This is a genomic window from Virgibacillus kimchii, assembly GCF_055379185.1.
Map to the genome: position 1 here is coordinate 3,883,738 of NZ_AP043951.1, position 16,089 is coordinate 3,899,826.

16 protein-coding genes and 1 pseudogene are annotated in these 16,089 nt (G+C 39.5%); 6 read left to right on the forward strand and 11 right to left on the reverse strand.

What is annotated here, in order from left to right:
- Positions 1 to 32: 32 nt before the first annotated feature.
- Positions 33 to 1,541: a potassium/proton antiporter gene (locus ACZ42C_RS18905; protein WP_461183629.1), complete on the reverse strand. Its 1,509-nt coding sequence runs from the start codon at positions 1,539 to 1,541 to the stop codon at positions 33 to 35.
- A gap of 545 nt (positions 1,542 to 2,086) precedes the next feature.
- Between ACZ42C_RS18905 and ACZ42C_RS18910 the strand changes: the two genes are divergently transcribed.
- Positions 2,087 to 3,553 (forward strand): spore germination protein, encoded by a 1,467-nt coding sequence (locus tag ACZ42C_RS18910; RefSeq protein ID WP_461183630.1) that lies wholly within the window; start codon positions 2,087 to 2,089, stop codon positions 3,551 to 3,553.
- A gap of 459 nt (positions 3,554 to 4,012) precedes the next feature.
- On the opposite strand, the gene ACZ42C_RS18915 is transcribed toward ACZ42C_RS18910, so the two are convergent.
- From ACZ42C_RS18915 to ACZ42C_RS18960, 10 genes and pseudogenes are all read right to left on the reverse strand, one after another.
- Positions 4,013 to 5,278, reverse strand: a complete 1,266-nt coding sequence (locus ACZ42C_RS18915; protein WP_461183631.1) for a Ger(x)C family spore germination C-terminal domain-containing protein — start codon at positions 5,276 to 5,278, stop codon at positions 4,013 to 4,015.
- The gene (locus ACZ42C_RS18920; protein WP_461183632.1) at positions 5,275 to 6,363 is read right to left on the reverse strand and encodes a GerAB/ArcD/ProY family transporter; all 1,089 of its coding nucleotides are present in this window, start codon (positions 6,361 to 6,363) and stop codon (positions 5,275 to 5,277) included. The genes ACZ42C_RS18915 and ACZ42C_RS18920 overlap by 4 nt, the downstream gene beginning before the upstream one ends.
- A gap of 10 nt (positions 6,364 to 6,373) precedes the next feature.
- Positions 6,374 to 6,895, reverse strand: a complete 522-nt coding sequence (locus ACZ42C_RS18925; protein WP_461183633.1) for a spore germination protein — start codon at positions 6,893 to 6,895, stop codon at positions 6,374 to 6,376.
- On the reverse strand, positions 6,892 to 7,878 hold the full coding sequence (locus ACZ42C_RS18930) for a spore germination protein (protein ID WP_461183634.1): 987 nt from the start codon (positions 7,876 to 7,878) through the stop codon (positions 6,892 to 6,894). The genes ACZ42C_RS18925 and ACZ42C_RS18930 overlap by 4 nt, the downstream gene beginning before the upstream one ends.
- A 224-nt stretch (positions 7,879 to 8,102) precedes the next feature.
- Positions 8,103 to 8,468: pseudogene (locus ACZ42C_RS18935) on the reverse strand (cysteine hydrolase family protein); the annotation flags it as partial.
- Between the two features lie 151 nt (positions 8,469 to 8,619).
- Positions 8,620 to 8,886, reverse strand: a complete 267-nt coding sequence (locus tag ACZ42C_RS18940; RefSeq protein WP_461183787.1) for a hypothetical protein — start codon at positions 8,884 to 8,886, stop codon at positions 8,620 to 8,622.
- The gene (locus ACZ42C_RS18945) at positions 8,883 to 9,683 is read right to left on the reverse strand and encodes an ExeA family protein (protein ID WP_461183788.1); all 801 of its coding nucleotides are present in this window, start codon (positions 9,681 to 9,683) and stop codon (positions 8,883 to 8,885) included. The genes ACZ42C_RS18940 and ACZ42C_RS18945 overlap by 4 nt, the downstream gene beginning before the upstream one ends.
- Positions 9,676 to 10,962: a DDE-type integrase/transposase/recombinase gene (locus ACZ42C_RS18950; RefSeq protein ID WP_461183789.1), complete on the reverse strand. Its 1,287-nt coding sequence runs from the start codon at positions 10,960 to 10,962 to the stop codon at positions 9,676 to 9,678. Before ACZ42C_RS18950 ends, ACZ42C_RS18945 begins: the two co-directional genes overlap by 8 nt.
- An 86-nt stretch (positions 10,963 to 11,048) precedes the next feature.
- Positions 11,049 to 11,627: a hypothetical protein gene (locus ACZ42C_RS18955; RefSeq protein ID WP_464891285.1), complete on the reverse strand. Its 579-nt coding sequence runs from the start codon at positions 11,625 to 11,627 to the stop codon at positions 11,049 to 11,051.
- Positions 11,628 to 11,744: 117 nt separating this feature from the next.
- Entirely contained in the window at positions 11,745 to 11,933 is a 189-nt protein-coding gene (locus ACZ42C_RS18960) for a cysteine hydrolase family protein (protein ID WP_461183796.1), read from the reverse strand.
- A gap of 293 nt (positions 11,934 to 12,226) precedes the next feature.
- Between ACZ42C_RS18960 and ACZ42C_RS18965 the strand changes: the two genes are divergently transcribed.
- The 5 genes from ACZ42C_RS18965 to ACZ42C_RS18985 all read left to right on the forward strand — a co-directional run bounded on the left by ACZ42C_RS18965 (position 12,227) and on the right by ACZ42C_RS18985 (position 16,012).
- Positions 12,227 to 12,631 carry a VOC family protein gene (locus ACZ42C_RS18965; protein ID WP_461183797.1) on the forward strand — a complete coding sequence of 135 codons (405 nt, stop codon included), beginning with the start codon at positions 12,227 to 12,229 and terminating at the stop codon, positions 12,629 to 12,631.
- A 43-nt stretch (positions 12,632 to 12,674) separates the two neighbouring features.
- Positions 12,675 to 13,532: an alpha/beta fold hydrolase gene (locus ACZ42C_RS18970; protein WP_461183798.1), complete on the forward strand. Its 858-nt coding sequence runs from the start codon at positions 12,675 to 12,677 to the stop codon at positions 13,530 to 13,532.
- A 26-nt stretch (positions 13,533 to 13,558) separates the two neighbouring features.
- Positions 13,559 to 13,996 carry a GNAT family N-acetyltransferase gene (locus ACZ42C_RS18975; protein WP_461183799.1) on the forward strand — a complete coding sequence of 146 codons (438 nt, stop codon included), beginning with the start codon at positions 13,559 to 13,561 and terminating at the stop codon, positions 13,994 to 13,996.
- A gap of 14 nt (positions 13,997 to 14,010) precedes the next feature.
- Positions 14,011 to 14,562 (forward strand): NUDIX hydrolase, encoded by a 552-nt coding sequence (locus ACZ42C_RS18980; RefSeq protein WP_461183800.1) that lies wholly within the window; start codon positions 14,011 to 14,013, stop codon positions 14,560 to 14,562.
- A gap of 211 nt (positions 14,563 to 14,773) precedes the next feature.
- Positions 14,774 to 16,012 carry an IS4 family transposase gene (locus ACZ42C_RS18985; RefSeq protein WP_461183818.1) on the forward strand — a complete coding sequence of 413 codons (1,239 nt, stop codon included), beginning with the start codon at positions 14,774 to 14,776 and terminating at the stop codon, positions 16,010 to 16,012.
- Positions 16,013 to 16,089 lie beyond the last annotated feature (77 nt).

The window sequence follows — 16,089 nt, forward strand, 5'->3', positions numbered from 1 at the left end:
AGGCTTCCGTAACCAAGCCAGGGAGGGAATGCTTAATCTTCCCCCTCCGGCGACTCAGCTCGTTCGGTTTCCTGTTTTTTCTCCAGCAACTTTCTCAAATCCTTTTTTCTCTTTCGGGAAGTAAGGATAAACAGTATGTCTCCTGAATTTAGCACGGTATCTCCGGATGGTGTGATTAATTTATCATTTCGGATCACTGCATTAACAAGCACATTTTCCGGGAATTCAATATCATTCAGGGACTTGCCGGTGATTTCGTCATCTTCCTCCACTTTGTATTCGATCATCTCGGCATTTGCTTTTCCTATGGATATTAATTCCAACGAATGTATCGGCGTTGTTTCCTCCGGCCCGGTTAAGCCCAATTTTTTTGCCAGAAAGGAAATCGTTGATCCTTGAAGCAAGGTGGAAATCAGTACGATAAAGAATATAACGTTAAAAAATAATTGACTGTTTTCCAATCCTGCCGCCAGCGGGAAAGTGGCCAGTACAATTGGCACTGCACCTTTTAAGCCTGCCCAGGAAAGGAATACTTTCTCCTTAAGCGTATATCCGAGCTTAATGGTAGTCAGAAAAACAGCTGCCGGTCGGGCAATAACGATAAGAATAAACGAAATTAGTAATGCTTTTAAAATTATATCCATTGTAAATAATTGGGTTGGAAATACCAACAACCCCAAAATGGTAAACATGAGAATTTGAGCAATCCAGGTAAATCCTTCATTGAAGCGTAAAATGGAGTGGTGATAGGCCAACTCTGAGTTACCTACCAAAACACCGGCCACGTACACAGCCAACAACCCGCTTGCGCCAATTAAATCAGTTATTGTGTAGGCTAATATGGCAATGGCCAGTGCAAAGACGGGGTAAAGACCACCGGAATCCAAATTAATTTTGTTTATGGAGTATACAGCCAATTTCCCAAAGGTGAATCCCATGATTAATCCAATTATCATTTGCCATAAGAAGGAACCGGCAAAAGATAAAAGGGAACCCTGGTCACTGATAATAAATTCTATAAAGGTGATCATCAGAATCATGGCCATAGGATCGTTGGAACCTGATTCTGCTTCCAGTGTTGCCTTAACTTTTGGTTGGATACTTTTACCTTTTAGAACCGCAAAAACTGCTGCAGCATCCGTGGAACCAACAATGGCCCCAAACAACATACCTTCCATCCAGCCCACACCCAGGACTAGAATGGCACCTAATCCTGTAATAACTGCCGTTAAAAGCACCCCTAAAGTAGCCAATAAAATGGAAGGGGTAATGACAGGTTTAATAACAGACCATTTTGTATGAAAACCACCATCAAAAAGTATAATGACTAATGCTATCATCCCAATTAATCTAGCCAGTTCATAATCATCAAAGTAAATTAAGCCTAATCCGTCGCTTCCTATTATCATTCCTACCAGTATATAGAGTACAAGCGCCGGCAGTCCCAACTGAGATGAAAACTTTGTCGTCAGGACTCCGATAACCAGTAAGAGACCAAGAAGCAATGGGAAATAATCCATAACAAAGATACCTTCACTCATGCTTGGCCCCCTCGAAAAGAATTAACAGACTCTCCATAGCCTATATAAATATTATAGCATGATGCATGTACCAAGTGGTGCGCGGGACTGTGTTAAATGTTCGTCCGACCGAAAATATTTGGCTGTGGTACAGTGGTTTCTCGTTCCACCAGAAATATTGGATTTGCGGGTGCTCTGTTCAAATTTGATTTAGAATGGTAATCTGCAGCATTCAACGTAATCATTGATCCCTCACCTACACAAAATCCCTCCATTCCAAACACGGTAAATAATTATCCAATGCTTTCCAAACGAGTCAATGTGTTTAATGTAATGAACAATGTACATAATAATAATGAGTATTCAATGGGGCAGTTATAACACAGAGGAATAGCTTACTCGTTTAGATGAGAAGAACGAGATCGGGTAACGGGAACATATAGCCTGAATTAGTTAATATTCGTTCCATGTAATGCGTTAGTTCAGTACTTTTGCTTTACCCTGCAATTTTACATAAGCTGAGGCAGATTCAATATAAATGCACAAAAAACGAGAGGAATGATCTGATGGGTAAACCGGGAAAACAGGTACCGATATCAAAGGATTTTGAGAAAAATATCGATTATATGCAAAAAGAATTGCGAATAGAACAGAGTTTCGACGTCATCCATCATAAATTAGAGCATGGCGGCCGAAAAATGGGTATGTTTTTTGTTGATGGATTTGCCAATGATGATGCGATTATTCGGATTTTGACTAATTTAAGCAGATTGAAAGATGATGAGTTAAGTCGTAATCCCATTGAAACATTAACACGTACCTTTATACCTCACCAGGAAGTGGAAACATCTGAAGATCTCGAAGAAGTAATACCCCAAATCCTATCCGGTCAATCTGTTTTCATCATAGAAGGCTGCACGGAAGCTATTCTTGTGGATTCACGAGAGTACCCGGCACGTGAACCGCAAGAGCCGGACATGGAGCGGGTGGTTCGTGGTCCGAGAGATGGATTTGTGGAGACGATGGTTTTTAATGCTGCTTTAATTCGGCGGCGTGTTCGTGATCGTTCGTTAATCATGGAATATTTGCAAGTTGGAGAGCGGTCAAAAACCGATGTTATTGTATCGTATATTGATAGTATTGCTGATCCGGAATTAGTTGAACGAATTAAAGAAGAAATTGAAAAAATTGATATTGATGGTATTTCCATGGGAGAAAAAACGATGGAGGAATTCATTTTCGGAAAAAATCTCAATCCTTATCCCATGGTCCGTTATACAGAGCGGGGGGATACTTCAGGTGTGCATCTGATGGAAGGTCACGTTCTCATTATTGTGGACGGCTCCCCCAGTGTCATGATTTGTCCCACAACTTTCTGGCATCATTTGCAGCATGCGGAAGAATATCGTAATAAACCGATAATTGGTGCTGCCTTGAGAGGGGTAAGGTTTGTGGCTATTTTTGCCTCTCTTTTTTTATTACCATTTTGGTATCTGGTGGCCACAAACCCCGATCTATTAAGTGGAAACTGGGACTTTTTAGGTGTGGAAGAGACAGGATCTATCGCTTTATTTTGGCAATTTATTATTGCAGAGATCGGTGTGGAAATGTTAAGGATGGCAGCCATTCATACACCAAATGCTTTGGCAACGGCCCTTGGTTTGGTAGCAGCAATCTTAATTGGTGAAATTGCCATTGAAGTTGGACTGTTCACCCATGAAGTGGTGCTATATCTGGCGGCTGCCGTTATTGGCGACTACGCTACACCAAGTTATGAATTAAGTCTGGCCAACCGTTTCTTCAGGGTAATTTTCCTGATTGCTGCTGCGTTATTCGGGTTACATGGATTTTTAATAGCCATTGTTCTGTGGTTTATTCTGCTGGCTTCAACCAAAACACTGAACACCCCCTATATGTGGCCGCTTATTCCGTTCAGTCCGAAAGAATTTTTGGAAACGCTGGTACGTTCCCCGATCCCGTTGAAAAAAGAAAGACCAAAAATCCTCAATCCAAAGGATAAGACAAGTCAGTAAGAAGCAGATGTCAGTGTGGGACCCGGCTTTCCGGCTGTAGCCGGGGTACGGGTCATAGCCCGTATGCGTTTGCCCCTTCGTTTTCTTCAAAAATGTGATAATGTGAAAAAGACCGGCACATAGCCGGTCTTTTCTGGCAGATAAGAAAGTTTAAAACTTCTTTATCCGCATAAGTGCATCTTTAGTAATCCGGCACCTCGTGCATCCAAAAACTCGACATCATTCGACAAAAACCGGGGAGTGACAAATCTTTACGGTGGGACGAGGAACGACTGTACCGCAGCCCCAGGCACTCAAAAGGCACTCAAAAAACTGAAAAAAAGGGTGTTACAACAATACCGATGGCCAAAAGAAAGATTACAAACGACCCTACCTTATTTTTATCCTTCCACAACTTAACCGCAAATCCGGCCGTGTAGATAAAAACAATAAAACAGCCAACCCTATCACCATATGCATCTAATCCCTCATTTCCTTTAAATCGGGCAACTCGGTTTGTCTGCCGAAATTTTCAAGCTCTACTTCTGCTTTGATATTTATATCCATTTCGGGATATGTCTTCATCCAGTCAAACGCTGCATATTCGGGGATGTTTCGGAATTGTTTTCTGGCGGTCAGTGACCAGCCAAACGGTTCTGCTCCGTATTCTTCCTGCGTTTTTTTGATGAAATCGGCAAATTTTCCGTTCAATGTATCCTCAATCGTAGTTTTTAAAGTGTCTCTTTTCGCTTTGTCATTTTCAAAATCAACCATACTGTGGTTTGTCAATATGGAGATACGAATAGGCACGGTTCCCTGGATAGAAGGTGTTTCCCGTTGTAAATCCATATGAAGACGCACTTTACCATCCCTGTTTATCATCACAGCTATTTGATATGCTTCGTCAAATGGATCAGGCATCGTTGTTAATATTTCACCGGGCTGTTCCATCACATTGCTTAATAAATAAGAAAGTCTGGTTTCCTCGATGGTAATGGAATCAATCATTATTCCTTCTTTAAAAACGGCAGCACCGGCAAATTGCGTGGTGTTTGTATGGCCTTTATAGTGGAAGTCACCGGCTTCAATTTGATCAGGGTCTTCTAACCTTTTATTATCTTCATTTTCTTTCGTAGTACCATAGCTCCCTAAAAACAGGTCGGCATCTGCCTCTGTAATCCGAAAAAAACTATCTACTTTAGAGGGCGGCGTTGTTCCGACATCCTGTCCCCGTTTAAAAATCAATTCATAATATTTATGTGGTCTGGTATCCATTTTCGGCTGATTGTTTTCCACAAAAGTAAATGGGCTTTCCTTTGAAACAAAGAGTTTTAAATCTCTTTTTATCTCAATTGATTTGGTGATGTCGTACATCCATCTAATAAATTCGCTATCCCTTGCAAAATCTTCTGATACAATAATCTGCCGCAATAAGTCGTAGGTCAACTGCTTGGAAACTACCATGTTGGCCAAACTTCTGGCTGTAATGAAGTCATTTGCTGTAAATGAAATGGTCTCTAAAGGGGGCTCGTCTCCTTCACCGCCTCCCCCTGCCAAGTTGCCAGCCTCGGGATTTGAAAGCACATAGGTAATAATAACCATCCCTTCATTTTCTTCATCTTTTTCAATACCGAGTGCTGTAACATACGCCAACTCATCAACTTCAGTCAGATCCCAACAGCCGCTGAGGAAAAACAGTATGAAAACTATATATATTTTTTTACAAAAGACCGCAGGCAGTTTCATAAAACTTTCTCTCCTTTAAACTTGGAAACCACCCATAAAACAATCGGCAAAAAGAAAAAAACAGGAGATAATATATCACCGAGCAGTAATCTCGTATTAAAAATTGTGAATGTCGGAGTTTCGGGTATTAACCCCAAAAATAGAATAAGGGTGGCAAATGAAGGAATAATGTATTCAAAATGTTTGATTTTAAATAGCTTCCCAAACAGTAATATACTAATGTAAAAGTATATGCTGAATTTAATTAATGCAGCGATCAGCCAAAATGGTAAGAAGAGCGTTTCCAGGTTACCCAGAAACCCCAAACTTATGGTTCGAATGGCTTCATGATACGGATAATTTAATAACATAGCAGAATTATAATCAAAAAGCATGATATAACTGGCCATGGAGACGGCAAGGTTAATCATAATGATGATAAATGCGATCCATGTACCTTTACTGAAGTCATTGGTACTTTTCATATAGGGGATGAGGATTGACAAATAAATAAAATCCACGTACAACGACACGTTCATGGCACTTTCTTTTACTAAATCCCATTCACCGGGCCCGAATACCGGAAAGAGGAAATCAGCATTTCCGTGCAGCATGGTCAGGATGATGGCAAACATTAGGCTGAACTGTAAATACGGGAAAATAGCCCATGCAACAGAACCGATTTGCTCCAGCCCTTTTTTAGCACCGTAGGCAGAAACGGCAACCAATACAGCATAGATGACAATTGTCGGTGTGTTTATATAATACATCGTGGAAATAATATCTGTATAAGTCGCCGTATCAAGAATGATATAGAAAAATCCAACAGCCCATAGAAAGAAGAGTACGAGGAATCCGAAATATTTTCCAAGTAAATGGTAGGTAATATCAATAAACCCTTTCCCCTGATGTATTTTTGTAAGGTTCAGCAAAAGTATCAAAGGCAGTACAGCGAAAATCCCACTGATGATCGGACCCATCCAGCCGGCGGTCATAAGTCTGTCAAATATCATCGTTGGAATGTCATCCGCTGTTTTTATGCCAACCAAAAAAATGGCTAACATTGTATATTCTTTGATCCCAATCTTATCTCCCGAGCCTGCCATGTTGTTCTCCTTATCTTTTTTTTATATCTTTAGGCTTCAAATACCCTGGTCTGAGTTTCTCATTTTCCAATATTTTTCTGAAAATTGTATCTTTTGATGAGGGGTACGTCGGTGTTAATGGCGCAAGATATGGAACACCAAATGATTTTAAAGAAACCATGTAAAATAACCCCACCACAAATGCAGCTGTCATCCCGTAGATTCCAAACAGACCTGCAGCAATAATAAAAATAAAACGGCACATCCGAATGGTGAAATTCAGACTTACATCCCCGATAGCAAAAGAACTCAAACCGCCCAAAGCTACGACAATAACGACGATGGGACTGACAATATTGGCTTCCACGGCAGCTTGCCCCAAAATAAGGGCACCAACAATCCCGATGGTAGGTCCAATTGGACTTGGTACCCTGAGGCCAGCTTCTCTAATTAATTCAAAAGCGAGTTCCATCAGCAGAATTTCAATAACCGCGGGAAACGGCACCTTCTCCCTGCTTGCTGCAATGGCCAGTAATAAATCAGGTGGTATCATTTCAAGATGATAGGAAACAACAGCGACATAAATGGCAGAAGTGAATACGGTGATAAATATCTCGCAAATATACGCAGCAGTCTGGTGAAATTAGCGTATAAAAACCGTAAATAATGATCCTCCGACGAATGAAACATAGACCAGAAAGTTGCAGGGACAACAAGGGAATCAGGGGAATTGTCCATTAAAAGCACGATATACCCATCCTCGAGAAATGAGGCAGCCCGGTCCGGTCTTTCTGTATATAAAATGGAAGGAAAAATGGAATATTTCCTGTCTTCAATGTATTGTTCAAGCAGTGATAAATTTTGGATGGCATCTGTATCTAGTTCGTTCAATCTCTCTTTAACGTCATTGAGCAATTGTTCATTGGTGATGTCACTTACATAAAGCATATAGACATCATTATTGGAACCCTTGGATATAGTAGAACGTTCAACAACAAGACTTTCGTTCCTAACCCTTTTTCTAACCAGGGAAATATTTGTGGAAACTTTTTCGCTGAAAGCTTCTTTGGGTCCTTTTACAACACTTTCATTATCCGGCTTTTCTATACCTCTGCTTTCAAATTCGGAAACGTTAAATATATAAGCCTGATTGTCCCCATCGATAAATAATGCAGCAATCCCATTGTTTATTTCTTTCATGACGTCCTTGAAGGTGTTTTTTTGTTCCATGGAAGCTGTAGTAATAATGTCTTCCACTGAATTGCTGTTTTTCTCGTTTTTTATTAAAGGGTCAACAATAAATTGATTCACATTCTCGACTTTTGTAATAGAACTGATGAAAAGGATGGAAGCTTGTTTATTTAGCGCACCTATTCTTAGCTCCCTAATGGTAAAATCTGAATTTTTTGGATAGGTGTATATTTTTTTGAATACATTCAGTGTTTGATCAAGGTTTGAAGTGAGTGTCTCCTCTTTCTGTCCCTTTTCCTGACTGAAGTTGTTTCCCGTATGCTTTTTCCACAGCCGTCGTTTCACAGGTTGGCCCCCTGAAGAGTAATGAATTTTATTCATTACTTTGCCACAGAATGGTTGGAAATATGTATTTAAAAGTGCCTGTTATTTAAAAGTGCCTGTCACTCCCCGGAATTCGTCGAATATTGTCGAAAATCATCTGCTTTTGGAAGTGGAAGATAGCATTTTTCAAGTGAGAAATACAGAAAAAAAACAGCTCAGTTCAAATTTCGAACTGAGCTGTTCCTTCATCTGCCTAAAAAGTGGTTGTATGTTTCAACATATTCTTCATAATTCAGCACCTCGATCACGTCCGACCAATGCAATACGGTACCTACAAAATCCCGTATATCCAACCCCCTCATCTCGTATGTTTCATCTGTATTTACGGTCCCTGTTGCATCTTCAATGAACGTAATTTGATAGCCTCTGTCAAATCCGGTAATTGCTGTGAACATACAGCAGAATTCAGTGTTAAATCCAGTAATAAATAGATGCGTGGCACCCAATTTATCCAGTACATTTGACAGATCTGTGTTGTAAAATGAATTTGGCGTTTGCTTGTCTATAACATAGTCGGCATAACCCCTTAATGACGGATGCAGTTCAGATCCTGTAAACTAGCACATTATCTCAGGTCCCTAATTTCAAATTAATACAGTGGAATATCTGAAGTAATGTGCTATTTTTCCCACTTTATTCCAGCTTTGGCAATAAATAATCACTTTATTTCTCTTCTGTTTTTTTATGAAAAAAGGATGCCTCTTAAAGGACATCCTCTTCTTTCAATAAATTTATGGACACTACTCTTACTTTATAAGCCTCAAACTCCCGAAGATTAAAAGCAACATCTTCAGTAAACTCCACAAACCACGAATTGTATTCAGTATAATCTTTTCCTATATTAACTTTCACATAATGATTCTGTATCTTTATTTCTATAGGCAATCCTTCGTACGCTACGTACTCCTCTTGATCAATCCATATTTTCCAGAAACCCATATGAAAAATCATAATACCTTCAACCATCATAAAGCCCTTTCCTCAGCTGCCAGACGGACGATTTCCTCATCAATTTGTTCTTTCTTCTGTTGTGCCCCGTACAAAAGGCAGTTCATTGTTAATGTATTGATGACACGCGGCCAGCCTTGTGATCGCAAAGCGATTGCTTCCAGGGCGGTGGAACTGAAAATCGGCATTCTGGATCCTGCCAGTTCTAAATGGTGCTCTATATACGCATACACATCCTCTTTACTTAATGGTTGAATTTGATACTTCATAATGATTCGTTGAGCCAATGGCCGGTGATGATTCAAATTCAGTCGTGTTTTTAAATGTGGTAGTCCGGCCAATATGAGAATAAATGGATTCGATGAATCCATCTGAAAATTAAAAAGTATTGCCAAATCCTGTAAAAAAGCATCTTTTGCCATATGCATCTCATCCAGTATAAAAACAGGGGTAACTTTACGTTCCTGCGCCATTTGTTCAATTCCTGATTGAATCTGGCGAAACAAATCTACTTTACGAAACTTTGGTTCTTCCCCCAAACCATAAGCGAGTCCCCGGTAAAAATCCATTACACCTCCGGTAGACAATGGAAAATAGACCACATGATATAACGCCGGATTAAGTGACTCCTTAAATGAACGCAGTGTAAATGTTTTCCCGGCACCCGGATCACCAATAATTAAACCAATGCCTTTGGACTTTTGTAAATATGACAACCCGTTTAACGCTTCTTGATAAATAGTGGATTCAAAAGCGTCGGCATGTTTCACATCCTTGAGAAATGGGGTTTTTGCCAGTGAATAAAAGGATTTATACATGAGCCGTTTCCTCCCCTTCATCTTCATCTGTTGTATCCGTGACAGCGAACGGAGATGGTAATGGCCCTCGTTTGACGTGCGCGTTATCTCCCATGGAAACCGGAATAGCTTCAGCCACTTGCTTTCCATCCTCAAATACATAAACTGCTTGATCATCAAGTCGAAGTTCAATCTTTTGCCCAATATATGCAGCGGGAACCTCATATAATTGCTTTTCTAACGTAATCGTTCCATCCAATTTCACTTTTCTCTCTGCTTTTTTTAAAAAAATTGTTTCTAATATGGATAGATCATCTAAAAATGTGATATGATCTAACTGTGAATGAAATATTTGATGGGGTGATTCTCCATCAAGTGAGGCGTGTGGCTTTCGGTGGTAATCCTCCTCCAGCCACCGCCCAAATCTTTTATTTAATTCTTCCAGAGAATGAGCCGGATCACTTTTTAATAACGGATAAAACCGTGTTTGTATTGTTTTGAATAGTCTTTCTATTTTCCCTTTGCTTTTTGGATCGTATGGTTGCGTATGCACCAGTGTGATCCCCAACTCCGCACAGGCATACTGCAGCGTTTCTGATCTATAAATCTTTCCGTTGTCCGCATAAATCATGGTTGGCTTTCCACGTCGCACTAGCGCTTCTTTTGTCACTTCTCTTAATCCATCAAACTTCTCGGAAGAGAAAAATTCGGCATATGGCACGATCCTGGAACAATCATCGATATAGGCGATTAGAAAGGTTTTCTTCATCTTCCCATCGATGGGTATATATGGTCCATGTGACAGGTCTGCCTGCCATAGCACATTGACTTTGTCATAGGCAAAACGCTTCCGTTCTTTTTCCGGGTGAAAGCTCATGTGATTCCTTCCGGCCAGGTTATGTTTTTTGAGTAATCGGTTAATGGTCGAATAGGATACCTCATGTTTATGAACCTCTCCGCGGTTAATCAGCTGTTCGTAAAACACACTGACCGGCATGTGAAAAAATTCTTCTTTTCTTATTTTGAGAATGTGATCCTTATCATCGGGAGAGAGTCGGCGAGAATTCCCGCGATCTGCCCGTCTTTTGGGCTTTAATGCTTCAAACCCATTTCTCCGATAATGAAGAAGCCATTCCTGCATCGTCTTAGCCGCAATTTTTCGTTCCCCGTAGTAAGGAACCTGGTGAACTTTCCCCTCCAATTCCTGAAAATATTCCTTTGGCTCCCTTTGCCCATTGAAAAGCGGGGCAATCAGGCCATAGCGAAATAAAGCAATTTCTTCCCGTGTTTTTTCATTCATGAATTTTTCCTCCTTTGAATAGAAGGACAACCGGTTATCCATTGCTTTTATTCTACCTTTTCCGACAAGAGATTCATAGGCAATATTTATGTGGGACTGATTTTATTTTTTTCAGGCGATAAATATGGTAAAATTAATTTGCCCATAAAATATGATGACAAATGACCCCAGGACCTTCGAAAGAAGGTGGATTCGCCTAAATCCAGGATCATTTTCACGTATTTTTGGGCTTCTTTTTTTATGTCCCGGGAAAACCCTAATTGATGCCCCTCGTCCACAAAAAAACTATGTATCCAAGGTAGCCTTTCTTTAAAACGCTTGAAGTGCTGGGCAAACTGCTGGCGACAACCATCCAATTTCTCCCCATCAATGATACGGTGTATATTATGAATGACCGTATCCAAGGTATGTTGAAAATACGGAATAAGAAACTCAGGAAGAATAGAAATGTTTACCTTACAAGCCAAACATCTCATTCGACATATCGGTATACACTGATCTGCCTCCCTATCAATTCCATAACGAAAATAATATCCGTTACGGTGCAGGTTGCCCTCAGCAATACAATTACAGCCGGGACACCTTTCATACCTTGGGAAATCATTATCTTTCCCCTCTAAAGCATAACCTTTAAGACTTTTTCCAAAATAATGTGGTATCATCATAAAAAACTCCCCCTTATAATATGCAAAAAATTTAGCACATTACTTCAGGGAAGTAAATAATTAATCTGGAGGAATTTGAATAGAATGCCCCTATTTCGGAGGGAATAAAGTGACGTTTTACACAGATCCGGTTGAATTTTTATGGAGCGGACTTTCTTCCATATCGTCGAAATGCCTCATGAAAATAACCGGCAGCCTGTTAGATTTAAAACCCTTGATTACAAGCTCCATCCGTGCCAGTTCCTCTTCAAAATCACCAAAGTTTACAATCCCGTTTTGTATGTCAATTACCAATAATGCCTGCAAATTCAGTCTACCTCCTCGAACTCATACCATTTAAAATCTTTGATAAGTTGATATTATGTTAAAATTGAATTTAATAGAGTATGTACCATTGGACTGAACCTCCTGTTTTTTGTACAAAACGGTTTCTGGCAGTAGGATAACGTTTCTGGCGTGTACGTTTTTTAGTTGCTCCTAAACTTTTAGAACCTCACTTCAAACAATCTAAATGAACTTTAACATAAAACAACAGGTAGAAAAACTTGTTTTTCAGTTAAAACATCTGTAAATATAGCTATATAAGGGGCTGATTACATATGAAATTCAATGATTTTACCGCTGCACAAATCAGGATAGCAAGACCAACCGATAAATTTGAAGCGGTAATTGATTTTTATAAAAATGGTCTGGGACTAACGGAAATACAGCAATTTAAAGGGAATAGAGGATACGAAGGGGTTATTTTTGGATTGCCGGACACGGACTATCATTTGGAATTTACAAGACATATTGATGGAAGTCCCTGCCCTGCGCCGACCAAGGATAACCTATTGGTTTTTTACATAACGGATGAAAATGAAATTAAGAAAGTGTCCGCTCGCCTGTATAAAATGGGATATGAGGAAGTGGAACCTGAGAATGGTTACTGGAAAGAGCAGGGTGTAACTATTGAAGACCCCGATGGGTGGAGAGTAGTTTTAATGAATCGTTCTTATACATGATTCATGCCGGCCTAAAGGAGATTGTAATAAAGGGGGATGGCTGATGAATCGGACATTAGGGGAGTTTTACACTGGGGATGTGACCATTGAATATTCTATTGCAGGAGAAGGAGACCCTGCTTTTGTATTTCACGGCGGTCACTCAAACTGTAATGAAACATTTGGATATGAGGCATTATTGCAAAATGGCTTTTCCGTAATTACGCCATCAAGGCCAGGTTATGGAGGGACATCTAAAGAAATAGGGAAAAGCCTTGCCACTGCAAGTGAATATTACAACAAACTATTAAATCATCTAAATATCAGCCAGGTTCATGTGCTCGCTATATCAGCAGGAGGGGCAAGCGGTATTTATTTTGCATCTAAATATCCGAATCGCGTACGTTCATTAACGTTACAATCTGCAGTCACAAAAGAATGGCTCAGTCCAAAGGATAAAGAATACAAAGCGGCACAGCTGCTGTTTCATCCCAGGATGGAAAAGTACACGTGGGCATTCATATCCTGGATAAACAATCTGTTTCCGAGGTTTATTTTCAGACAGATGTTTCCATCTTTCAGTACGTTGTCATATAAAGAAGCACAATACAAATTCAGTGAGCATGATACGGAAGAAATTAAAAAAATGAACAATCGCCAGCGGTCGGGAGACGGATTTTTGATCGATTTGAAACAGATCGATGAGGTGTCTGATAAAGATTTGCAGGCGGTATCTTGTCCAACTTTAATCATGCATAGCATAAATGATGCTTCGGTGTCTGTAGAACATGCCTATTTTGCACATGAAAATATATCTCATTCAAAATTAAATCTGCTGGATACATGGGGACATTTGATTTGGCTTGGGAAAGATGCGGACGAAACAAATGATAGGGTTGTTCGATTTTTAAATAAATATTGACTTTAAAGTGAAAACGGAGGCATACAATGAGCACATTATCCATCAAAGAACTTCAATCAGAAAAAGAAATACGCACTGCATTTTCAATTATGAAGCAACTGAGAACGCATCTTGATGTAAATACATATTTGCATTTGGTAAAAGAGGCACAGGATAAAGACAGCTATAAAATGTTTGCTTTATTTGATGATGGGGAAATGGTGGCGGTTACCGGATTTAAACCGATGATCACGCTTTATTACGGGAAATTTGTCTGGGTTGCCGATTTAGTAACAGACGCGACCAGACGCTCAAAAGGTTATGGAGAAGAGCTGCTTGCATTTGTGCATAAGTGGGCAATGGAACATAACTATGAATGTGTGGCATTATCATCAGGTCTTGAAAGGACGGAGGCACATCGTTTTTATGAAGATAAAATGGGTTATAAAAAGGCGAGTTATGTATTTAAAAATTCTTTAAACTGATATGGGGGACGAATATGCAGAAATGGCAAACGTTGAAGTCAGAGTATATACATAAGAGCCCGTTCGGGAATATCCGGAAAGACCGCTGCAAACTTCCGAATGGCATGGTGATCAATGAATATATTGTCAATGAATACGCTGACTGGGTGAATGCGGTCGTGCTTACTGCAGATAACGAGATGGTGCTGGTCGAACAATACCGGCATGCAGGAGCAGATTTGTTCATTGAAGTGCCGGCTGGAAAAAGAGAAGGAAATGAAACACATGCTGAAGGTTTGGTTAGGGAGGTCAGGGAAGAGACTGGTTACGTTTCCCGGAGGGGCCCCGTGTTTTTAGGTGAATTTATGGTAAACCCGGCGACGCAAAACAATAAAGTGAAAACTTTTCTAATCCTGGATGCATATAAAGCCCATGAACAGTACCTGGACGAGACGGAAGATATTAAAGTGAAGCTGATTGAATTCGAACAGTTTGGAAAACTCATGCTGGAAAATAAAATTAAAACCCAATTATTTACTTCGAATGCTTATTTTATGGCAAAGGATTATATTCGAGAACATTTTTAACAAAGTGCTCATCATAAAGATCGTATATCAGCCGGTCTTTATATATATATTTCATCATTAGCATTGCATTAATTTATCAACCATTTTGTCAAGCATTACATCTAGTAAAAAATATTCCCAATATAGGTAATAATACTTACAATTGCATAAAAAAAGCCTTATAATTAGGGTAGTAGTTCTTGTCCAAATCCCTAATTATAAGGAGCATCACATGGACAAGGATAACACAAAAACAACAATAAATGAATTATTAAAGATAATAAACGAACAAACTTTTACGAAATTAATCAATGTGATCGATCTTGATAAGTACGTTAAAAAACTGACAGCTCATAAATTTTTACAGTTGCTTATCATAGCCCACATAAATGAGGTTGATAGTTTAGCGCACCTTACCCAAAAGGTGAAAGATGATGACAAATTAAACCGCCATATGGGATTTGATATTAGCACCTCTCAACTTTCAAGGAAGCTGGGAGCTTTATCACCAAAAGTTTTTGAGAAGGTCTTTCACCATCTTGTTTTTAACATCCATGCTCGGCAGAAAGGGCAGCCTATTTCTCAACAAATCTCAAGACTTCATGTCATTGATTCGACAACGATGAGTATGTCCCTGACGCAATATCCATGGGCAACATTCCGTAAAACAAAAGCCGGCGTTCGGCTTCATCTTCAGGTAGTTGTTACAAAAGACATGGTATTGCCTGATAGTGGTGTACTTACACCAGCCAAGCATGCAGATCGAACACAGATGAATGAACTTATTGAAATCGTACCTGATGCTGTCTATCTATTTGATCGGGGTTACAACGATTACAAACAATTTGATAAGCTTTGCATGGAAAAAGTTCGTTTTATTACACGGTTGAAAAAGAACGCTGAAGTAAAAGTACTTCAAGAATATGAGGCAAATCCAGACTCTCTCATATTTAAGGACCAGAAAGTTATCTTAGGAAAAGGAAAAAACCAAATGACTAGATCATTAAGGTTAATTGAAACAGAAGATAGTGAAGGTAATACGGTTATCATTATCACAAACTGCTTCCATCTTTCCGCTAATGAGATTGGTGACTTGTATCGCTACCGATGGAAAATAGAGACCTTTTTCAAATGGATGAAACAGCATTTACACCTGAAAACATTCTACGGAAAAAGCGAGAATGCCGTTTACAATCAAATCTGGATTGCGCTCATTACATACTGTTTAGAACTTTTAATGCAGCGAAACTTACATCATAAAGGATCATTATTAGACGTACACCGAAAGTTGCAAACCAACTTATTTGAAGGACTGGATAAATTCATTCGTTCCCTCTTTAGAAAGCCTGAACGCACGTCAAAAGGACGGCGAGCAAATCGTTGGGAGAGAGAATTTAAGTTCATAGAGCGTCAATTTGCACTTGAGGAGGTGAGTCATTTAAACGATTTAACGTTTGATCCTTTATTTTAATTACTTTTTAATATAATTCAAATTATCTGACAAGGACTACACTTATTCCTGTATTAACTTTTTTTCACTGTTCGGAA